At 41.1% G+C, this 20,725-nt stretch carries 18 protein-coding genes and 1 riboswitch; of the genes, 4 read left to right on the forward strand and 14 right to left on the reverse strand.

The genetic code is table 11. The annotated features are described in order from the left end of the window. Positions 1 to 74: 74 nt before the first annotated feature. Entirely contained in the window at positions 75 to 1,370 is a 1,296-nt protein-coding gene (gene purB, locus VCHSUH03_RS00940; RefSeq protein ID WP_060923735.1) for an adenylosuccinate lyase, read from the reverse strand. 233 nt (positions 1,371 to 1,603) lie between these two features. Here purB and VCHSUH03_RS00945 point away from each other — a divergent pair, with 233 nt between their 5' ends. Further along, positions 1,604 to 2,014: a CAAX protease gene (locus tag VCHSUH03_RS00945; protein ID WP_105093732.1), complete on the forward strand. Its 411-nt coding sequence runs from the start codon at positions 1,604 to 1,606 to the stop codon at positions 2,012 to 2,014. 95 nt (positions 2,015 to 2,109) lie between these two features. On the opposite strand, the gene VCHSUH03_RS00950 is transcribed toward VCHSUH03_RS00945, so the two are convergent. The 9 genes from VCHSUH03_RS00950 to VCHSUH03_RS00990 all read right to left on the reverse strand — a co-directional run bounded on the left by VCHSUH03_RS00950 (position 2,110) and on the right by VCHSUH03_RS00990 (position 13,030). After that, positions 2,110 to 3,762: a malolactic enzyme gene (locus tag VCHSUH03_RS00950; RefSeq protein WP_277620745.1), complete on the reverse strand. Its 1,653-nt coding sequence runs from the start codon at positions 3,760 to 3,762 to the stop codon at positions 2,110 to 2,112. Positions 3,763 to 3,865: 103 nt separating this feature from the next. Beyond that, complete coding sequence (locus VCHSUH03_RS00955) at positions 3,866 to 4,711, reverse strand: hypothetical protein (RefSeq protein ID WP_105093734.1); 846 nt, start codon at positions 4,709 to 4,711, stop codon at positions 3,866 to 3,868. 4 nt (positions 4,712 to 4,715) lie between these two features. After that, the gene (locus tag VCHSUH03_RS00960) at positions 4,716 to 5,120 is read right to left on the reverse strand and encodes an ExbD/TolR family protein (protein WP_009352440.1); all 405 of its coding nucleotides are present in this window, start codon (positions 5,118 to 5,120) and stop codon (positions 4,716 to 4,718) included. Beyond that, positions 5,117 to 5,722 carry a MotA/TolQ/ExbB proton channel family protein gene (locus tag VCHSUH03_RS00965; RefSeq protein ID WP_105089924.1) on the reverse strand — a complete coding sequence of 202 codons (606 nt, stop codon included), beginning with the start codon at positions 5,720 to 5,722 and terminating at the stop codon, positions 5,117 to 5,119. Before VCHSUH03_RS00965 ends, VCHSUH03_RS00960 begins: the two co-directional genes overlap by 4 nt. Positions 5,723 to 5,923: 201 nt before the next feature. Further along, a complete protein-coding gene (locus tag VCHSUH03_RS00970) occupies positions 5,924 to 6,181 on the reverse strand; it encodes a hypothetical protein (RefSeq protein ID WP_105089925.1) in 258 nt (85 codons plus the stop codon). Positions 6,182 to 6,236: 55 nt separating this feature from the next. Further along, positions 6,237 to 7,127: a DUF3829 domain-containing protein gene (locus VCHSUH03_RS00975; RefSeq protein WP_105093735.1), complete on the reverse strand. Its 891-nt coding sequence runs from the start codon at positions 7,125 to 7,127 to the stop codon at positions 6,237 to 6,239. Positions 7,128 to 7,424: 297 nt separating this feature from the next. After that, the gene (meaB, locus tag VCHSUH03_RS00980; RefSeq protein WP_105089927.1) at positions 7,425 to 8,678 is read right to left on the reverse strand and encodes a methylmalonyl Co-A mutase-associated GTPase MeaB; all 1,254 of its coding nucleotides are present in this window, start codon (positions 8,676 to 8,678) and stop codon (positions 7,425 to 7,427) included. Next, positions 8,671 to 10,863: a methylmalonyl-CoA mutase gene (gene scpA / locus VCHSUH03_RS00985; RefSeq protein ID WP_105093736.1), complete on the reverse strand. Its 2,193-nt coding sequence runs from the start codon at positions 10,861 to 10,863 to the stop codon at positions 8,671 to 8,673. Before scpA ends, meaB begins: the two co-directional genes overlap by 8 nt. 4 nt (positions 10,864 to 10,867) lie before the next feature. Beyond that, positions 10,868 to 13,030, reverse strand: coding sequence for a methylmalonyl-CoA mutase family protein (locus tag VCHSUH03_RS00990; protein WP_105089929.1), 2,163 nt, complete (start codon positions 13,028 to 13,030; stop codon positions 10,868 to 10,870). A gap of 294 nt (positions 13,031 to 13,324) precedes the next feature. After that, a riboswitch (cobalamin riboswitch) is annotated at positions 13,325 to 13,500 on the reverse strand. 269 nt (positions 13,501 to 13,769) lie between these two features. Between VCHSUH03_RS00990 and rarD the strand changes: the two genes are divergently transcribed. Continuing rightward, entirely contained in the window at positions 13,770 to 14,663 is an 894-nt protein-coding gene (gene rarD / locus VCHSUH03_RS00995) for an EamA family transporter RarD (protein WP_105093737.1), read from the forward strand. Positions 14,664 to 14,832: 169 nt separating this feature from the next. Here rarD and VCHSUH03_RS01000 read toward each other — a convergent pair whose 3' ends face one another. Further along, a complete protein-coding gene (locus tag VCHSUH03_RS01000) occupies positions 14,833 to 15,735 on the reverse strand; it encodes a DUF3829 domain-containing protein (protein WP_105093738.1) in 903 nt (300 codons plus the stop codon). A 247-nt stretch (positions 15,736 to 15,982) separates the two neighbouring features. Here VCHSUH03_RS01000 and VCHSUH03_RS01005 point away from each other — a divergent pair, with 247 nt between their 5' ends. Both VCHSUH03_RS01005 and VCHSUH03_RS01010 read left to right on the forward strand, forming a co-directional pair. Continuing rightward, on the forward strand, positions 15,983 to 16,159 hold the full coding sequence (locus tag VCHSUH03_RS01005) for a type II toxin-antitoxin system HicA family toxin (RefSeq protein WP_105093739.1): 177 nt from the start codon (positions 15,983 to 15,985) through the stop codon (positions 16,157 to 16,159). A 9-nt stretch (positions 16,160 to 16,168) separates the two neighbouring features. After that, entirely contained in the window at positions 16,169 to 16,546 is a 378-nt protein-coding gene (locus tag VCHSUH03_RS01010) for a type II toxin-antitoxin system HicB family antitoxin (protein ID WP_005384984.1), read from the forward strand. 16 nt (positions 16,547 to 16,562) lie between these two features. Here VCHSUH03_RS01010 and VCHSUH03_RS01015 read toward each other — a convergent pair whose 3' ends face one another. The 3 genes from VCHSUH03_RS01015 to VCHSUH03_RS01025 all read right to left on the reverse strand — a co-directional run bounded on the left by VCHSUH03_RS01015 (position 16,563) and on the right by VCHSUH03_RS01025 (position 20,600). Next, on the reverse strand, positions 16,563 to 16,976 hold the full coding sequence (locus tag VCHSUH03_RS01015; protein ID WP_024064856.1) for a hypothetical protein: 414 nt from the start codon (positions 16,974 to 16,976) through the stop codon (positions 16,563 to 16,565). 2 nt (positions 16,977 to 16,978) lie between these two features. Continuing rightward, on the reverse strand, positions 16,979 to 17,587 hold the full coding sequence (locus tag VCHSUH03_RS01020; RefSeq protein ID WP_024064855.1) for a tetratricopeptide repeat protein: 609 nt from the start codon (positions 17,585 to 17,587) through the stop codon (positions 16,979 to 16,981). A gap of 190 nt (positions 17,588 to 17,777) precedes the next feature. Further along, positions 17,778 to 20,600 carry an FAD-binding and (Fe-S)-binding domain-containing protein gene (locus tag VCHSUH03_RS01025; protein WP_105093740.1) on the reverse strand — a complete coding sequence of 941 codons (2,823 nt, stop codon included), beginning with the start codon at positions 20,598 to 20,600 and terminating at the stop codon, positions 17,778 to 17,780. Positions 20,601 to 20,725 lie beyond the last annotated feature (125 nt).

Genomic DNA, 20,725 nt, shown 5'->3' on the forward strand with positions numbered 1-20,725 from the left:
AATGCATGTGCCATAGGCTTGTTGGTCTATACCTACCCTAGTCTTTCATATGTTATGTGGGAAGTACCCTACAATTATAGGCCAAAGCGAGCCATGATTGTATCTACATGTTTCAACAATTTATGTGGATCGAAGCATGCATCGATTTCTTCAGCAGTCATGTATTTCTTGATGTTTTCATCAGATTTAAGACCTGTAGCGAAATCTTTACCTTCAAGCCAACGTTCCATAGCGTATTTTTGAACCCAACGGTATGCTTCGTCACGTACGGCACCTTTGTCTACAAGGTGAGTCAAAATTGTTTGGCTGAATACAAGGCCCCCTGTAAGGTTAAGGTTTTTAAGCATTGTTTCAGGATATACCAACAATTTATCAATTGTACGGATTGTAAGGTGAAGCATGTAGTTCAACGAAATTGTTGCATCTGGTAAGATGACACGTTCTACAGAGCTATGGGAAATGTCGCGTTCATGCCACAAAGCTTGGTCTTCGTAAGCAGATTGAGCATAGCCACGAAGCAAGCGAGCCATACCGCAAATTCTTTCACATGTAATAGGATTACGTTTATGAGGCATTGCAGAGGAGCCCTTTTGTTTAGGGCTGAAATATTCTTCCGCTTCGCGCACTTCAGTACGTTGCAGATGACGAATTTCCAAAGCGATTTTATCCAATGTACCGCCTACAACAGCGATAGTGGACAACAATTCAGCGTGACGGTCACGTTGTACGACTTGTGTAGCGATTTTAACAGGTTCAAGACCTAATTTTTCGCATACATATTGTTCTACGAATGGATCGATGTTGGAGTATGTACCAACAGCACCGGACAATTTACCAACAGCTACGCTTTTACGAGCATGTTCCATGCGTTCGATGTCGCGTTCTACTTCAGCCATCCACAATGCTAATTTCAAACCAAATGTAGTAGGTTCACCATGAATACCGTGAGTACGGCCGATCATAGGTGTATATTTGAACTCAGCTGCGCGACGACGCAATACTTCGTGCAAGCGTTTCAAGTCTTCAATCAAGATGTCGCATGCTTGTTTCATCATGTAACCAAGTGCTGTATCTTTAACGTCAGTAGATGTAAGGCCAAGATGGATATATTTAGCCGCTTCAGGACCTACGTATTCGCCTACTGCTGTTACGAAGGAAATAATATCGTGGTTTGTTTCCTTTTCGATTTCATGAATGCGTTCAACGTCGAAATTGCCCTTTTCACGAATGGCTTTAGCCGCTTCTTTAGGGATAACTCCCAACTCAGCTTGCGCCTCGGATGCCAATGTTTCTACCAATAACATTGTGTCGAACTCGTTGCGTTCGCTCCAAATATGGCCCATTTCTTCTCGTGTATAACGTGGTATCATGATGTCTCCTTTGCATGATAAAAGCTAGATTTCTTATAAAATAATTGTATCATATGTGAAAGCTCCATTCAATGAAAGACCAATAAATTTCCGAATGATAATTATATTAAATTTACTAATCGTTCGTATTTATTGGTACACCATACTTTAACTTAGAATTTATACTAATAAAATGATATACTAGAGCTATCTGAAATATACAGGAACTTGTATATCATTATCGGGAGGCTTTCATGGCAAATTTAAATCGCAAAGAGCGTCGTGCACAGCGCAACGAATCAAATACTATAGGCATACTATTGCGCCTATTCTTTGTACTCAGCTTTATCGGCTTGGCCGTAGTTCTGTTTGGAGAACTTGATCTCAACTATGTATTCTCCATCTTTACAGCAGATATCATCGTATCCTTAATTTACGTGATACTCAATAAATCTCGCATTACTACATCCTTAGCGGTTAACACCAATGTACGCGTTATCATTGCATTCCTCATCATGCTAATAACTATGTTCTTCTACGCCTTTGCATTATGGCGTGTCAATCAGTTTAGTGCGCCTATGCAGGTCACATTATTTATCGGTGGCGCCATCGTATATCTTGCGGTGTTTAACTCTACCAAAACAATGCTTACAAACCAAGACTAATACAAACATAACAAAAGAGGCATATCTTACATACATGCGTATGTGAGGTATGCCTCTTGTTATTATTTATCTAATTATTGATGTACTGTTATTAATTATTTTTTGTATTCTGGTTTCCACAAGATAGCATCAATCGCAGCATCAATATCTTGTTCAGGTGCTAAGCCTTCTTTGATGGCACATTCGGCAACAGCTTTAGCAACTGTACGAGAGAATTGTGTTAATTTTGCTACTGGTGGTAACGTAGCTGCACCTGGTTTTGTAGTATCTACAATACCTTGTAAGGCATGAGCTGCTGCGGAAATCATAGCATCACTTAAGCGAGTTGCATTGACAGCTAATACACCAAGACCTACACCTGGATAAATGAGTGCATTGTTAGCTTGTCCAATATCATATGTTACACCTTTAAGTTCGATAGGTGAATATGGCACGCCTGTTGCGATAAGAGCCTTTCCATCTGTCCATGTTAACAGATCTTGTGCACTTGCTTCTGCTAATTTTGTCGGGTTAGATAATGGGAAAATAATAGGTCTTTCTACATGACTAGCCATTTCTTGGACAACCTCTTTTGTGAAAGTGCCTGGTGCTGTCGATGTACCAACGAGAATTCCTGGTTGTACAGCTTTAATAACAGCATGTAAATTAGTTAATTCATTAGCATTAGTGAATTCAGAACGTTTGCGAGCGAACGGCTTTTGCTCGATTGTTAAGTCTGTCATGTCATCGAATAGGAGACCTTGTTTATCTACGAGGTAGAAACGACTTCTAGCTTCCTCCTCGGATAGCCCTTGCGCTACCATTTCAGACATTACAAGGTTGGCGATACCTACACCTGCTGTACCAGCGCCAAAGCACACATATTTTTTATCAGTTAATGTGTCCCCGCTAATTTTGAGTGCTCCTAAGATGCCTGCAAGGGAAATGATACCAGTACCTTGAACATCATCATTGAAGGTAGCAATTTGAGGACGATATACTTTTAAAATTTCAGTAGCATGGTCGCGACCAAAATCTTCCCAATGTAGGTATAATTTAGGGAATTTAGATTCTACGTGACGAACAAAAGTTTCAATAAATTTATTGTATGCATCTCCTGTGATGCGGTTTTTACGAACCCCTAGATATAATGGATCCTCAAGAAGCTCTTGTCTATTTGTACCTACATCAAGTACAACTGGTAGTACCCATTCAGGATTTACGCCTGCTGCTGCAGTGTAGACCATTAATTTCCCTACAGAAATATCTACGCCGTTAGTACCCCAATCGCCAATCCCCAAGATTTCTTCTGCATCAGTAACTACAATTAAGCGAATATCACGACCATCTGCAGCTCGATCTAAAATAGTATCAAGTTGATCAATATTCTCTTCTGTAATATAGGCTGCATATTCTGGATCAATGAATTCGTGGCTAAAACGTTCTATACTTTCAGCTATAACAGGATCATAAACGATTGGCATCATTTCAACAACATGCTCGCTAAATACTTTGAAGAATAGAGTGCGATTTGTGGAGAAAATACGCATTAAGAATTCACGTTTTTGTAATAGAGAATCTTTGCGACTAAATAATTCATAAGTTTGGGTTGCTTGCTGTTCTAACGTTTGTACAACTGGAGGCAATAAACCTTCAAGACCAAGGTTTTTACGTTCTTCCTTTGTAAAGGCAGTACCTTTATTTAGGAAGGGATTGTTCAAAATTTCATAAGCTTTCATATAAACCTCCTGATAGGAACTACTTGGCACGACTTACTACTGTACCTACTTTAATCATACACTAACTGTCAAGAGAGTTTTATAAACATAAAAAGAGGCATATCTTACATACATTTGTATGAGATATGCCTCTTTATTGTCCTAGAATAACGGGAACTGCTAAGTAAACAGGTTCACCCCGTCGGTTAACGATGGATCCACTGCTTTTGATGATGCGCAGCGCTTCGTCTCGTACAGCTGGTGGTACATCGTCCACGATCAGTGGCGTATGTTCACCAACGATGACATTGCCGTTAATATCAAAGTTAACTCGTACTACTACCTTGCCTGTTACGACAGATGCTCGCCCCTGTTCTTGCACAGTCCGCAAATAGTCATGAGGATTAATATCTGGTTTTTGTAAAAGCGCTTGTTGTCCTGGCGTCAATAAACTCAATGCTAAATCAGATAAGACAGATAAGTCACTAGATTCAGGCAATCCATTTCCAGTTGCATTCGGATCCGATGTTATATCTTTACCGACAGGCGCTTTACTATTCGTAGAGGATTTTCCATCCTTAGAATCTGCCCCGTGCGTAACTACAGCTTGTTCACTGCTGCTCGTTTCCGATTCAATAGCCTTTGGAACAGTCCATTCTCGGCGCACACTAGATGCTGCTGTACTTTCACTTAACTCTTTAGTACGTTCCTCCTCTGGCTTGCGCTCATTCACCAAAGAATTCGCCTTAGGTGCCGCGCCTTCTGGAGTTACGTTCTGTAGTTTTTCCATAGGATTTTCCGCTGGTTTCGGTGCAGTGTCAACAGCCTCAACCCCTGTATCGCTTTCACCATCATCAGGCAAATCAAAGCTAATTTCAGCCGCATCATGGGCTGCACCAGTTCCTGCCATACCTCGTAAAGAAAGCCCCATCCCAGAGACGAGTATCATCGTAATACCTAAGGACACGATGAACGGTTTCAAATAATGTGATTCAAACATAGAATCACTTCCGTTCTGTGGCAACGCTAATATATTTAGCGCCATTCACCTTGAGCATGTCCAATAGGGCGATAACCTCGCTATAGTAAACATCCTTAGATGCGCGAATGACAAAAGCTTGTCGAGGTGCCTGCTTCACGATAGATTGTACCTCTTCAGCCAATCGGTCGGAAGAGATTTCCTGATTGTCGATATATAGCGTGTGCGTTGTGGTGAGCGTAATCGTAATAGGTTCAATAGATTTTGCTGTAGATGTGGATGCAGATGGCAAATTGAGCGGAATTTGCTGCTCTGTATTCATGTACAGCGTGCCAACCATGAAGAATACCAATAAGAAAAATACGATATCGATCATAGGGATAATCATGATGGTCGGTTCTTTTTTAACCCCTAATGTGCGTCGTCTCATATATCATGTTCCTCGTTGTATGCATCGAGGATATTACCACACTCATGCTCTAAGGTAGTAATAGAATCGTTTACCTTTGCCGCACAGTAACTGTGAAAGCCAAGAGCGATAATCGCTACAGTCAAGCCTGTAGCCGTTGCCACTAAGGCTTCAGATACACCGCCTGTAATGATGGTAGGCGCACCAATATCGCCACCTACTACTGCGAAGGCGCGAATCATACCCAGCACTGTACCCAACAGCCCTAACAACGGTGCCATCGTTACGATCATGCTGAGCCAGCTAAGGCCGCGTTTTAAACGCTCATCGGCGTAAGATACTACGTCTTGTAAACGGTTTTCTAAACCATTATAGTTCTTTGCACTGCGCATAGCCCGAGCAAATAAAGAGCCAAGCTCCTCTGTGTCGCGTTCCAGAACACTTGGTAACATGACCCAAGATTGATTCTTCTCTAACACCTTATTAAAGCGACGCAAGTCCTTCGTAAACTTGCGATATAAAACGATACGCTCAATGCCAATCATCAACGCAAAGAGCAAAAAAATTACTAGCGGATACATTACAAATCCACCAGCCACAAATAAATGCGCTATGCTACTCATACTAACCTCCAAAAGCCGTTACCCTCTAGGCCCCATTAAATTTAATTATATCACGTTTTAAGGCATCTAAAAATAATTATGAGACAAAAAAAGGCTATACTAATAGTGATATACCTATTAGTATAGCCTTTAATGTAATCTTAATTTAGCTATAATCCTGATGTAATTTAACCTAGGAGGCTTATAATCTCTTACATCCTATTAATCTTTTTTAAGAAACTTCACAAGTATGCCACCGATTGTTAAGGACACGCCAAAACCAGTAAAGAACATACCGAGGGAATACATCCATGCATAGGTTTGATTATTAGAAGAAATCGCTTTCGCTGCGTCTCGTGCATTAGTAGCGTTTCTTGCAATTTCCAAATTTGTTGTAGCTGGATCTGGATTTAATAATAGGATAACAATACCTATAATTAGAACAACTACACCAACGGGTAATAACATTTTCTTGCTCATTTAAATGTTCCTCTCCTAACATTACATAACATAACATGGTATATACGATTAGATATTATTTATCAAGTTTATTCATATCCAAGCGATTTACACTGCCAATAAAGCTATTGTAGGATTCAATCATATCATTGTAATGATCAGCTGTTTGGTCACCTAAGAATGTACGAATTCTACCAATAGTTGTATTTAAATGATTTTTAGCAGAGTTATAGTCCGGACTAGTAATGCTGCTGGATACATCCATGATTCCTTGCAACTCTTGGTTCGCCGCATTTACATCGATTTGCTTGCCTTCTTCAAAGCTATCCAATAATGCAGTTAAACGTAAATGAACTTCTTGAACAGCAGCTGCATTTTTCTTACCGGAATCTTTAAGTTCTTTCAACTGTTCTTGTTGATTTTCCGTATTATGTTTATGAATTACTGCGTCTAACTGATTATATGCTGCATAGAATTGATCATATAGTTGAACGTATTTAGGTCCTAATTGTTGTTCCTTAGCATAATTATCTGCTTGATATGAATTAGTTTGGTAGTACGTATCCAATTCATTTGCTACTGGTACAATGTCCTTTAATACGGCTAATACGTTATCAAGAGGTTCCTTCATATCATCATATGGTATGCCCGCATCTTTAGCGGCTTGTAATTTTTGTTGTAAGCTATCAAACTTTGGTGCCATAAAGCTTGATAAATGTTGACCCTCTCTTAGTTTTTGAATGGAAGGATTAATAGCATATCCAAAGCTTACGGTACCACTGTTAAAATTACCAACTGCTTCAATATACTGATTAAAGACTTGAATGTCTTTTTGCGATGCCTTTTGAGCGCCTTGCTGCACCCCATTGGCAATCTTAGAAAAACTACAACCACTCAAAAATAATGGAGCTGTTAGAGTAGATGCACACAATACGGCTGTTAACATTTTCTTTACTAGTGGTTTCATAATGACCCTCTCATTTAAATCACACACACAAGTAACAGTTTATGATTAAATTATATATCATATATGTTATTTACGAAAGTATCAACCGTATTTTTTATGAAATTTGTTTCATGAATATGCTTTCACAAGCACATAAAAAGGCATAGTATACATCTCCATTGGGGTAAACCCAATAGTAATGTTTATACTATGCCTTTTCTAGATACATCTTATATGTCTAAATCAGTATGATAGCTAATCGGAGTGTCTTAATAGATAAGTTATGCCAGCTTATCAAATAGGTATGTAGCTATCTACTTATTTAATGGACTTATCGAAAACGCCAATTAATTCTTCAACGGCTTGAGATTCGCTCATTTCACCATCTAAGACGGCTGCTTCCACTTCGCCCATACGACCTTGAATGACGACATTATTAAAGAATAGGTTGTGCAAGTGTTCGTCAATCATATCGCGTACCCAACGGAGGGATTGTTCTTGACGGCGTTTTAAGAAGACCCCATTTTCTTTGCCTTGTTCAGTAAATTCTTGGATTACATCCCACAATTCATCGAGGCCATCCTTTGTAACGGCTGAGCAAGTGTAGGCTTGGGTTTTCCATTTTTCCGTAGCAGGACGAATGTAATGCAACATCCGATCGTAATCGCTACGAGCGATGAGAGCGCGCTTGAGGTTATCCCCATCAGCCTTGTTGACCACAATAGCATCGGCCAGCTCCATAACGCCTTTTTTGATGCCTTGTAATTCATCGCCTGCACCTGTTAATACGATGAGCATAAAGAAGTCTACCATGGAACGCACGGTAACTTCACTTTGCCCAACCCCAACGGTTTCAACGAGAATGATATCGTATCCAGCAGCCTCGCAAAGTAGCATGGTCTCTCTACTTTTACGAGCTACACCTCCTAGTGTACCACCTGCCGGCGACGGACGAATGTACGCGTCAGGATGTTTCGTCAATGTTTCCATCCGCGTTTTATCGCCCAAAATACTGCCCTTTGTGACTTGGCTCGTAGGGTCTACAGCAAGTACGGCTACCTTGTAACCTGCTTCAATGAGCATGTTACCAAAGGCTTCAATAAATGTACTTTTACCAGCCCCAGGCACACCAGTAATACCGATGCGCAACGCCTTGCCCGTGCGAGGCAATATAGCTTGCAATACTTGTTGAGCTAATTTAAAGTGTTCCTTATTATTACTTTCTACTAACGTAATAGCCCGTGAAAGTATAACGCGGTCCCCCTGCTCGATACCGCGTACATAATCAGCGACAGTTAACTTCTTTCGCCGCTGTACGGGACGTACCGACGGAGCCAGATGAGCGGAGCTAGATAAGAGGCCATCGTGCATTTCCTTGACGCCTTTCATTACATGACACGCGAAGGTATCATCCTTTTTCGCATCTTCCGGCACCCAATCGGGACGGTAGGTGCTACCCTCGGCATTTGCATTTTTTACACCTAATTCAGGAGCCTTACCTTCACCAGTGGTGAAGGTGGCATCCTGAGTCGTATGCAATGCGTCCGGAGTAGTCCGTTTATTATCAGTCATCAGACTCTTCTTCTTGAACGTGGCTGGTCAATGTTTCTAGTAATTTCTTAGCCGCTACTGGCAAGACTGTACCAGGGCCAAAGATAGCCACTGCGCCATGTTCGCGTAGGAATTCATAGTCCTGAGCAGGGATTACGCCACCAATGGCAACCAATATATCTCCACGACCGCGTTTTTTGAGTTCTTCCACAAGTTGAGGTAACAATGTTTTGTGACCTGCTGCAAGGGAACTGAACCCGACGATGTGAACGTCATTATCCACCGCATCTTGCGCTGTTTCTTCTGGAGTTTGGAACAAAGGTCCGATATCCACGTCAAAGCCCATATCCGCGAAGGATGTAGCAATAACTTTGGCACCGCGGTCATGACCGTCTTGGCCCATCTTCGCAATCATGATGCGAGGGCGACGACCTTCGAGTTCTTCAAAGTCATCCGCCATTTGACGTACTTCTTTGATGACATCGTCATCTTCATATTCGCTGGAGTATACACCGGAAATAGAGCGAATAACCGCTTTATGACGGCCGCAAACTTTTTCAACAGCAAAGGAAATTTCACCCAAGGATGCACGAGCACGAGCAGCTTCAAGTGCAAGAGCAAGCAAGTTGCCTTCCCCGGATTCTGTAGCATTGGTAATCGCTTCGAGGCAGGATTGAACCTTTTCTTCGTCACGGTTAGCACGCAATTGTTCGAGACGACGGATTTGCGCTTCTCGTACAGCTGTATTATCTACGTCGAGGATATCCAATGGATCTTCTTTATCTAGACGATATTTATTGATGCCGATGATCGCTTCACGGCCAGAGTCGATACGAGCTTGGCGACGAGCTGCCGCTTCTTCGATACGCATCTTAGGAAGACCTGTATCAATCGCTTTCGCCATACCGCCAAGGGATTCGATTTCTTGGATATGACCCCAAGCACGGCGGATTAATTCATCAGTCAAGGCTTCTACGTAGTAGGAACCGCCCCATGGGTCAATAACCTTACATACCTTAGTTTCGTCTTGAATGTAAAGCTGAGTATTACGGGCAATACGTGCAGAGAAGTCCGTAGGCAACGCAATGGCTTCATCAAGCGCATTGGTATGTAGAGATTGGGTATGGCCCAATGCAGCACCCATCGCTTCCATACATGTACGAGCTACGTTGTTGAATGGATCTTGTTCTGTTAAGGACCAACCAGATGTTTGGCTATGTGTACGAAGAGCCATGGATTTAGGATTTTCAGAACCGAAGCTCTTAATAATCTTAGCCCACAACATACGAGCTGCACGCATTTTCGCTACTTCCATGAAGTAGTTTTTACCGATTGCCCAGAAGAAGGACAAACGTGGAGCGAATTTATCTACGTGAAGGCCTGCATTTACACCGGTACGGATGTATTCAAGGCCGTCGGCCAAGGTGTAACCTAATTCGATATCTGCCGTAGCACCTGCTTCTTGCATATGGTAGCCAGAAATGGAGATACTGTTGAATTTAGGCATGTACTGAGAAGTGTACGCAAAGATATCACCGATAATGCGCATGGACGTAGCTGGAGGGTAAATATAGGTATTACGTACCATGAATTCTTTCAAGATATCATTTTGGATTGTACCAGCCATAACCTTTTTATCAACGCCTTGTTCTTCACCAGCTAGGATGTAGAACGCCATGACAGGCAATACGGCGCCGTTCATTGTCATGGATACGGACATTTGGTCGAGAGGAATACCGGAGAACAGAATTTCCATATCGAGGATGGAGTCTACCGCAACACCGGCTTTACCAACGTCACCTACTACGCGAGGATGGTCGGAGTCGTAACCACGATGTGTGGCAAGGTCAAAGGCGATAGACAAACCTTTTTGGCCCGCTGCCAAGTTACGACGGTAGAACGCATTAGATTCTTCTGCTGTGGAGAAACCAGCGTACTGACGTACTGTCCAAGGACGAGTTACGTACATTGTGGAATAAGGTCCACGCAAGAATGGAGGTACACCAGCCATGTAGTCAAGGTGTGTCATTCCTTCATAATCCATCTCTGTGTAGAGAGGTTTTAGTTGGATTTGCTCCATTGTCGTATTATATAAATCTTCAAAGCTTTTTCCTGTTTCTTTTTGAAGTTCAGCAAGCCATGCATCGCGAGATGTCGGCGACTGAGATCCCAAGCCAAGAGAGGAGAAGTCTGGATTTTTAAACATGAGCTCACATCCCTTTCTTATCTTGTAACGTATGTAAGATTTCGTAGCAATTTGCACGAACGGAAATGAAGTCGTCTACGCCAGCTTCACGGTATACAGGCTCAAGGTCCTTAGGAGGCGCCCCTGCCAAAATAACTGTTACATTCGGCATAGTTTCTTTCAACTCTTTAGCAAGTGGTGGTACTAATTCTGGATATGTATCATCTGTGGAACAGATAACGACAACATCGGCACCACTTTCACGAGCAGCCTTCGCCGCATCAGCCGTTGTTTCATGGCCATCATTTTTAATAACTTCAAAAGCACCTACTTCGAAGAAGCCTGTGGAGAAGTCCGCACGAGGTTTATGTTGAGGGATTGGGCCCATATTAGCCAAGAATACCTTCACATTATCTTTCGTACGCTGTTTATACGCTTCCGTACGCATACGAAGTGCTTCGAATTGTTCAGTCCAGCGATGTGCTGTAATTGGTTCGATTGTTTCAGAAGCAATATCGCCAGCATCTAAAGCCTTACGGATTTGGCGGATTGTCAATTTTTGTAATGCTCCAAGTTCGATGAGGCCGATCAACGCACCTGGTTCTGTTGTACTTGCTTCTAGAGTAGCCTGTGCTTTCACAACTGCATCAGCCTCTGCACCTGCCAAGTACTCATCGATTTGAGCAGCTCGTTTTTGACGCAATGTTTCTTGATTTTCTGGTTTAGGATCAAGCAATTCTTCCGTCATGTTCGCATACATGTTGTTGCCAACTGCGACGTCCTTACGGAATGCAAGGTTCTTGAAGCGTTCTTCGAGGATGGCTTTCACTTGAGCTTGAGGGTAGCCTTCTTTCAACGCTGCAATAATGCCACCTTTAGACTCGATGGTTTGGAACTCAGTCCAAATTTTTTCACATAGTTCAGCCGCCAATGTTTCCACGTACCAGGAACCACCTACAGGGTCCACAGGTTGACGCAATTCGAATTCAGTTTGCAACATAACTTGGATATTACGGGCAATACGGCGAGAGAAATCGTCTGCTTTGCGAATTGGTTGGTCAAATGGAGATACTTCAAGACTATTCAACCCGCCTACGACGCCAGAGAATGCTTGTGTTGTATTGCGCAACAAGTTTACATATGGGTCGTATACAGTTTTTGTGAAAGCAGATGTTCTGCCATGTACATGAACGGCGCGGTCCGCTTCTTCGGCACCGAAAGCTTCCATAATGCGAGCCCAAAGTACGCGCAAGGCACGTAATTTAGCAATTTCCATAAAGAAATTAGCACCTAAGGAGAATGTGAACATCATACTCTTCGCGATGGTGTGAATATCGATGTTGCGTTGTGCTAATTGACGCACGTAGCATACAGCCGTTGCCAATGCATAGGCAACCTCTTGCACATCGTTAGCGCCGCCATTAGCGTATACATCGCCGGATACAAGCACTGTTTTAAGCTCTGGAGCTTGCTCTTTAGCCCATACAACTGTATGTGCCATTTCATCAAAGGCTGTATCTAAGGAAATGTGCAAAGCACCATCTTTCGCCAAAACACCGATAGGATCTGCACCAACAAGACCTTTCAAATCAGACGTTTGTTTTTTAGCGCCTTTCACTGTAGCCGCTAACATACCAAGCAAGATGGCTGCAGAAGCACCAGTTTCAATGTACAAAGGGTTTTCCTTCAAATTGAAGCGGTCGATTAATTGTTTGCAGTCATCCATGGTGGATACAGATGTACCACCAACGCCAACAGATGCGCCTACTTGCACGTCTTGATCATGACGTGTTGCTTCATCTAGGCGGATGTTGTGAATAGTGCCACCTTTTACAATCTCGTATAAACTTGCATGATTAGCATCTTTAGGCAAAGAGTCATCTACATATTGGGATACACCCCAAGAGTCTTTAATATAACCACTTGCCTTAGTGCCACGTAGGAACTCACCTGCCCCAGGGTATACGCCCTTCGGAATTGCTTCTGCATGTAATGCAGGTGTGTAAATCGGCTGCAACGTAATACCTTCATAGGTTTTCGTGAACATCTTCTTGTGGAAGTCGCCACCCTTTAACGCCTTTTCAACCTCTGCCTGCCATTGTTCATACGTAGGTTTCTCAAATTCATCAAAGGATACAGGAGCTAATAGATCGCGTTCAGCATCCTTTGAAGTCTTTTTGTCAGACATATATGTGCCTCCTTTTCAACTCGAAACCATACCGAGAAACAGCGCACCGTACCTACAATTGTTATGCTTATACACCACCAAAGCTTTCCTATCTATGGATCACATCAACCTCAAATCTGTGTCCATCAGTTTACTAACAATGAAGCCTGATGTATATGCTCAACAGTCACTTTCAAGGGCAACAAAAAAACGTGCCACCCAAAAGTGACACGTAAGGTTCCTTGTTGAAAAGTATGCCAAAAAACACTGAAACCAGCATACCTCAATCCCCTTCCTATCGCTCGTAGGTACATAACGGTGATTATCAAATAGGCAGTTCTCCTGGCTCGGGCTCATCGCCTTGCTTTCGCCTTCCCAGATTTCTCCAGTGACATTTTTGAAAGCAGGCTCGTCCTTACAGTGGCGGGACCGCATCGGCTTGTACCGATTTCTCTATTAAGTCTTGCGACACCTATTCTCTATATTCGTTGTTCTAAGTCCAATATAGTGTAAGATTATGCACAAAGTCAATGAACATAACAGTTAATCATAAGTATCAAATTTTAGGTTATAACTAATGCATATTTAAAATGATAAAAACTCATCACTTTCAAATATACGTATTCATCGCTATCAAATATACGTATTCATTGTCTGCAAATCGAGTTATAAATCGAGTACAAATCATCATAAAATCTAAGCCCACGCACAAACGCACCCACAATGCGTGATATAATGAATACAATCACAAGGAGGCATTATGGAGCATACAAGTAAAAAAGGTCTAATAACAGCCCTTAGTTGCTATATCATCTGGGGCCTACTCCCTCTCTATTGGGCATTATTAAACCATGTTTCACCATATAATATACTGGCACAGCGCATTATCTGGTCAGGCATTTGCATGGCCATCGTCGTATTTGGCCTACATTTTAAACAGTTCAAAAAGGACTTTCAATTACTAAAAGAACAGCGTTCACAACTATTACTACTGTTGATGGCATCAGTCATCATCAGCGTAAATTGGTTTACCTACATTTGGGCCATCGCCAACAACCAAGTTATGGACACGAGCCTTGGCTATTATATCAACCCACTCTTTAATGTAGTGTTAGGTGTCATCCTATTTAAAGAGGTTCTATCTATACCGAAAAAACTAAGCGTCCTCATCGCTACCATCGGCATCGTCTTGCTCACCTATCAAGTGGGATCCTTGCCGTTAGTGTCGATGATCCTCGCCGTTTCCTTTGGTCTCTATGGGGTCGTCAAAAAGAAACTACTCATCTCTCCCTTTACGAGCATCGCCTTTGAGGCTTGGCTATTAACACCACTAGCCTTATTCTATACGACTATGGTCGATAATACAGTGTGGTCCTATTTCGGCACAGATTGGTATACATCCATGCTACTCATAGCCTGCGGTCTAACAACATCGGTTCCATTGGTGCTATTCTCCTATGGAGCCCAACTATTGCCGCTCAACCTACTAGGCTTCCTACAATATGTCTCCCCTACCATTGCCTTGTTGCTAGCTATCTTCTACTTTGGTGAAAGCTTTGGCACACCACAGATGATTGCCTTTGGTTGTATCTGGATAGCCTTAGTGTTGTTCTCGTTATCAAATCAAATTACAACCATTAGAAAATGTAGTTAAGTACAAGAGAGCGTATGCCATCTGCATGCAATCTCATAAACCATTTTAGAAACTATATCTAACCTATAAACACATAAAAGCTGTATCAAATGATATCCTCATTCGATACAGCTTTCTTTTTATATCTTATATATGCCTATTAATTTATCACACTATTCTTCTACCTTGCTTATTGATCCAATTCATTCATATTGGTTGTATTCATATTGGAAATGTAACGGTTATAGGCCTCAACCATATGTTTATAATCGTTATCTTGTTTGGATCCCATATAGGTACGGATCGCACCAATCGTAGAGTTTACAGAAGTCTTAACAGTGTCATACTGAGGACTAGCAATACCATTCGCTAAATCACCAATAGCTTGTAGCTCTTGATTGATAGCATTTACATCTGGTTCTTTTTCACTATCTAGCTTTTCTAGGACTGCAGTAAGTCGCAAAGAAACCTCTTGTGCAGCGGCTGCATTTTTCTTACCTGCATCACGCAATTGTTGTAACCGTTGTTGCAATCGGTCCGTATTAATCTTATGCATCAAATTATCAAAGTCAGCATAAATAGGAATAAATTGTTCATATAACTGAACATATTTAGGACCTAATTGTTGCTCCTTAGCATAGTTATCTGTAGTATACCCTTTAGATTTATAGTATGCATCGAGCTCTTCCGCAACCGGTGTTATTTCGTTCAATTTTGAAAGTAGCTTATCTAAAGGCTCCTTCATTTCATCATAAGGAACACCTGCTTGCTTAGCCTCTTCTAATTCTTTTTGTAGCTGTTTAAAGTTTGGTGCATTAAATACAGTTAAATGCTGCCCCGCTTTTAACTCATTAAGAGTTGGCCTATTCGCATAATCAAACATTACAGCCATGCGATTAAATCGGCTTACAGCTTTTACATATTGATTAAACAATTGTACCTGATCCTGCTCAGACCGCTGCGCAATTTCCTTGCGACTCTGTTCAGTGCCCTGCCATAGCTCCGACATACTACAACCGCTCAACAATAAGGGAGATGTCAATGTAACCGCACACAACACAGCCATTGCAATCCGTTTACCCAATGGTTTCATGATGAATTCTCTCCTTTCATCAATATACAACTCTATTTATATACCTTAATTATATACCAATATAATTTATATAAATAGAATTAATGCACGCAACGCATACATCTAGTTTGTCAAGTGACTAATAGAATCAGGGGTGACCAATGGTCACCCCTGTTTTCCTTTATATACGGTTAAACTATAAATAAGAATATATAACTCCTAACAATTGTATTATACGTGTACACGTGTTACCATAAAAGGAGAGCATATGAAAGATAAAGATCTACTAAAACTGCTACTCAAAAACGGCTGGAAGGATGTACGGCAACGCGGCAGTCATCATCGTTTGAAAAAAGATAATCGAGTTGAAGTAATTGCCGTACACGGAAAAGATGTACCTGTCGGTTTATTAAATGCAATTTTAAAACGTACAGGACTAAAATGAGGAGGACCTATGAAATTTATATACCCTGCTATAATCCATGATGATGCTGATGGTTTCTGGGCTGAGTTTCCAGACTTAGAATATACTAGCAGTACAGGCTCAACGTTAACAGAGCTCGTAACTAATGCGCAAGAGGCTATGGAATTGTATATTTTAGGAGCTTTAGAAGATGGGGAAAGTTTACCTACACCTACATCTATTCGCAACTTACCTTGTACGGATACAACGTATCCTACATTAGTACAAACAGATATTGATTTAGCTAAAAATAGTAAATCCGTAAAGAAAACCTTAACAATTCCTGCCTGGCTTAACGATAGAGCACTAGCTAAAGGAATTAATTTTTCTCAACTTTTACAAGAAGCATTAGTAGAAAAAACAATGTAAATATAAATTTACATCATCAATTACTCAGCAAAATTAGGACTACTGTCCACGCAATAACTGCTAAGGTGAGTAATATGATACAAAGCATCCACAGAATTGTTACGAAATAGAGCAATAATTTTAGTACATATAGCACATCAAACCATATGCTATGGCAATCTTCTAATCGCGCCATAAATTCGGAGAGATGGCGCACTAAAAATGGAACTTTCACATTAGGATTTAGCTTCTTCCAGTACAGCATAATATACGGTGTTACAAAACATCCTACAAATACTAAGTATGTAAGGAATAGAGGTGTTTCTATATTATGTTGGGACATAAACCCTGACCAGTCTACGACCATTAAACCACCAAGGTATAGAAAAACAAACCAATATATAAATCCTATCGCCTTTATAATAAGGCGAATCATCTGTTTCACATCCATGCCTATAATCCTACTAATGTTTTAAATCGCGCATTATTGTGAAAGCGTTCAAAATGGTCTTGTTCAGCGGCCACAGCTTTCACAGATGGATCAATGTTAATTGCTTTTTCAAGCCAATCAAGGGCCTTCGTATCATCCCCTTGGTCTGCATAAATAGTAGCAATGCCATACACAGACCAGGTGTTACTAGGGTCCTTTTCTAATACCTTTTCAAACCATTGTTTAGACTCATTTAATTGGCCTTGTAATTTGTACACCATAGCCATGTTGTAGTAGTTCGCTACATTATTAGGATCTAGGTCATATGATTTTTTAGTATCTGTTAAGCCCTTAGCTGTATCACCATTTAACGCCGTAGCGAAGCCACGGATGGAGTACGCCTCTGCATTATTAGGATTATCCTTAATAGAAGCTGATGCTTCCTCGATGGTTTTAGCATAATCGCCAGAGGATAAAGCCTGCTTAGCTACCATTACGTGAGCATCTTGACCTTGATCTATTTTAGCTTGTTCGTTAGCTGTTGTTGTAGGTTTAGTGTCTTGCTGGATCTTAGTATCTGTGCCACAACCTAATAGGCTAAGCAAACAAATACATAATAGAATATATTTCATACAATACCTCTATATTATCTATATAATACAACCACATTATGTCGTATATATTCATTATTTAATATGATTACAATATGTAGTAGTATCTTATAATTTATTAAATACATTACAATTATACCAAAACTATATACAAAAAAGGACGAGCCGCAACTCGTCCTTTTTCGTTATATGGTAGGTAATGTTATAAATCTTATTTTTTTGCTTTAGAGCAACGATCTAATAGGAATGCAACGCCTACGAATGGGATACCACCGCTTTCACCAAGACCAATTTCACATGTGGAACTGGAGCTTACGCCTAGTGTTGCACCGTATTCAGCAATTTCACCAGCAAGGTCTTTTGTAGCAGCTTTGTTAAGTTCTGGTGTGAAGAAACCTTTTTGACCAGCAAAGCCATCGCATGCGAAGGATTTAATGTTGAATACATGGTCTGTACATAGACGAGCCAAGTCTTCGATGTATTGAGATTTACCCAAAGATTTAATCTTACATTGTTTATGTACGATTACGCGTTCATCGCATTTTTCAATGTCGAGATGAGGCACTACGTATTTGCACAAGAATTCAGAAATATCGTTGATTTCTAAGTCTGGCATGTGTTTGAACGCATGGTTGAAGCATGCACTATGGTCAATCACGATTGGATATTTACCATTTTGAGATGCTTTCATCAATGCATCGTGCAAGTCCTTAACAGCACGTTCGTGAACGTCATCGTAGTTTTCAAAGCTCAAGCCGCAGCAGAGGTTTTCGATATGTTGAGGATAGATAATATCGATATGAGCCTTGTTGCAGAGGCTTTCTACAACTTGTTGCAAGCTGCGATCATCGTCATACCCTTGGTTAGGTTTGAATGCACGGTTCGCACAAGTACTGAAGTATACAACCTTTTCAAAGTTAGTTGGTTTAATGCGGTTTTTCAATTTATAGCGATTAGCCTTAGGAGTTGTTTTAGGTACATATGGTGTAACACCTGTTACGCCATGTAAGCCTTCAGTAATCTTAGAAATCGCTTTTTGAGTAATGATGGAACCTGCAATACCTTCAAGGCTTACGCCAGCACGGCACATTTGAAGTGTTGTGGAGAAGTTATCGTAGATTTTCTTAGCCAATTCTGGTGCAGGTGGATCGATGCGGCGCATGGACAATGCGATTTGAGCAGTATCGATGCTGAGTGGGCAAAGACCTTTACACATAGAGCAAGCAGCACAAGTATCTACGCCGAAGTATTCGTAACCTTTTCTAAGTTCAGATGCCAATGTGAAGTTGCCTTCGTTTTCAAGGCGTTTAGTTTCGCGCAACAATGCGATACGTTGACGTGGAGTCAATGTTAAGTTACGGCTTGGACAATGTTTTTCACAGAAACCGCATTCCATACAGATTGTGAAAGCATCGTCGATAACGCATTGAGCTTTAAGGTTTTTCTTGTACACATCTGGGTCATCAGTAATCATAACATCAGGGTTCAAGATGCGTTCAGGGTCAAAGATAGCTTTGATGCGACGGTTGATTTCGTACGCTTTTTTACCCCATTCCATTTCAACGAATGGTGCTACCATGCGGCCTGTACCATGTTCGGCTTTCAAAGAACCACCGAAACCAGATACGCGTTCGGACATTTCTTTTACCAAGTCGCCGAAGTTCTTAGTATCTTTAGGGTCGCTAAAATCAGGTGTAATGTTAAAGTGAACATTACCAGACAAAGCATGACCGAAGATTACGCCACCATCAACGAAATCGTATTTGTGGAATAATTCGGTAAGCATTTCAATGCCTTTAGTGAAGTCTTCGATTTGGAAGCAAACGTCTTCTGTGATAACAGTAGTACCTTTTCTACGTTGACCACCAACGATAGGCAAGATACCTTTACGGATAGCCCACCAAGAATCGTATTCCTTAGGATCTTGAGAATAAAGACTTGGGATAGCTGTTGGGATGTCTTTCAATTTATCTTTAATGAAAGCTAAATTTTCATCTACAGTTTCTTTGGAGTAGCTTTCAGTTTGGAACAAGATAGCGCTTGTACCTTCTGGCACTTCACGAACGAAGTCTGGTACATTTTCAAGAGTTTGAACTGCTTTTAGGGATTGATAGTCCATCATTTCTGCAGCTACAACCTTATCGCGGCCCATATTAGCCAAGGCCACAACGGCCAAGGATGCATCGTTCAATGTTTTGAAGAACATGAGACCGCAACCTTTATGAGGTACGTCTTCAACAGTGTTGTACACGATTTCAGATACGAAGCCCAATGTACCTTCAGAACCGATGAACAAGTGATTGATGATATCAATGATATCTTCGAAATCAACAAGAGAGTTCAAGCCATAGCCTGTAGTATTTTTGATTTTATATTTGTGATGAATCAAATGAGTCAATTCTTCGTCAGCTAAAATTTCTTTGCGCAATTGCAAGATTTCTTCTACCATTTGAGGTTTTTCACGAAGGAATTGTTCAATGGATTTTTTATCGGATGTATCAAGAACAGTGCCATCTAGCAATACAACGCGGATGGAACGAATAGTTTTATAGGAGTTTTGAGCCGTACCACAGCACATACCAGAGGAGTTATTGTTCAAAATACCGCCTACTAATGCTGTTGCAAGCGTAGCTGGATCTGGACCGATTTTGCGGTTGTATGGTTTCAATAAATCATTTGCATCAGAACCGATAACACCACATTCGCATTTTAAAGCCTTGCCATCGTCGATAACTTCCATTTTTTTGAAGCCATCATTACATACGATGAGCACGTCTTCACTGGAACATTGGCCAGACAAAGAAGAACCAGCTGCACGGAATGTAAATGGTGTACCACATTGTTGACACAAACGAATAAGGCGTCGTACTTCGCGTTCATCTTCAGCCTTTACAACAACCTTTGGTAAATAGCTATAGCAGGACGCGTCAACGCCATATGCATAACGACGTAAATGATCGGTATATACACGATCTTTACAAATCTCTTTTGCCTCCTTGGCAAAACGTTCATAATCTCTAGTAAGCGTACTCACTTATATTTCCTCCTATCCTCTCTTAAGGAATATATCTTAATAATGTCTTATATTTAGTATACGCCGTTCTCATTCTCACTACTATAATTATGCATAAATTATATGTCTCCTAACAATTCTCGATA

The organism is Veillonella infantium (assembly GCF_002959895.1).
Lineage (GTDB): Bacteria > Bacillota > Negativicutes > Veillonellales > Veillonellaceae > Veillonella > Veillonella infantium.

Bases quoted from the DNA above. Each gene is read 5' to 3' on its own strand.
- purB (WP_060923735.1), bottom strand. From the start codon at position 1,370: ATGATACCACGTTATACACGAGAAGAAATGGGCCATATTTGGAGCGAA.
- VCHSUH03_RS00945 (WP_105093732.1), top strand. From the start codon at position 1,604: ATGGCAAATTTAAATCGCAAAGAGCGTCGTGCACAGCGCAACGAATCA.
- VCHSUH03_RS00955 (WP_105093734.1), bottom strand. From the start codon at position 4,711: ATGTTTGAATCACATTATTTGAAACCGTTCATCGTGTCCTTAGGTATT.
- VCHSUH03_RS00960 (WP_009352440.1), bottom strand. From the start codon at position 5,120: ATGAGACGACGCACATTAGGGGTTAAAAAAGAACCGACCATCATGATT.
- VCHSUH03_RS00965 (WP_105089924.1), bottom strand. From the start codon at position 5,722: ATGAGTAGCATAGCGCATTTATTTGTGGCTGGTGGATTTGTAATGTAT.
- VCHSUH03_RS00970 (WP_105089925.1), bottom strand. From the start codon at position 6,181: ATGAGCAAGAAAATGTTATTACCCGTTGGTGTAGTTGTTCTAATTATA.
- VCHSUH03_RS00975 (WP_105093735.1), bottom strand. From the start codon at position 7,127: ATGAAACCACTAGTAAAGAAAATGTTAACAGCCGTATTGTGTGCATCT.
- meaB (WP_105089927.1), bottom strand. From the start codon at position 8,678: ATGACTGATAATAAACGGACTACTCCGGACGCATTGCATACGACTCAG.
- scpA (WP_105093736.1), bottom strand. From the start codon at position 10,863: ATGTTTAAAAATCCAGACTTCTCCTCTCTTGGCTTGGGATCTCAGTCG.
- VCHSUH03_RS00990 (WP_105089929.1), bottom strand. From the start codon at position 13,030: ATGTCTGACAAAAAGACTTCAAAGGATGCTGAACGCGATCTATTAGCT.
- rarD (WP_105093737.1), top strand. From the start codon at position 13,770: ATGGAGCATACAAGTAAAAAAGGTCTAATAACAGCCCTTAGTTGCTAT.
- VCHSUH03_RS01000 (WP_105093738.1), bottom strand. From the start codon at position 15,735: ATGAAACCATTGGGTAAACGGATTGCAATGGCTGTGTTGTGTGCGGTT.
- VCHSUH03_RS01005 (WP_105093739.1), top strand. From the start codon at position 15,983: ATGAAAGATAAAGATCTACTAAAACTGCTACTCAAAAACGGCTGGAAG.
- VCHSUH03_RS01010 (WP_005384984.1), top strand. From the start codon at position 16,169: ATGAAATTTATATACCCTGCTATAATCCATGATGATGCTGATGGTTTC.
- VCHSUH03_RS01015 (WP_024064856.1), bottom strand. From the start codon at position 16,976: ATGGATGTGAAACAGATGATTCGCCTTATTATAAAGGCGATAGGATTT.
- VCHSUH03_RS01020 (WP_024064855.1), bottom strand. From the start codon at position 17,587: ATGAAATATATTCTATTATGTATTTGTTTGCTTAGCCTATTAGGTTGT.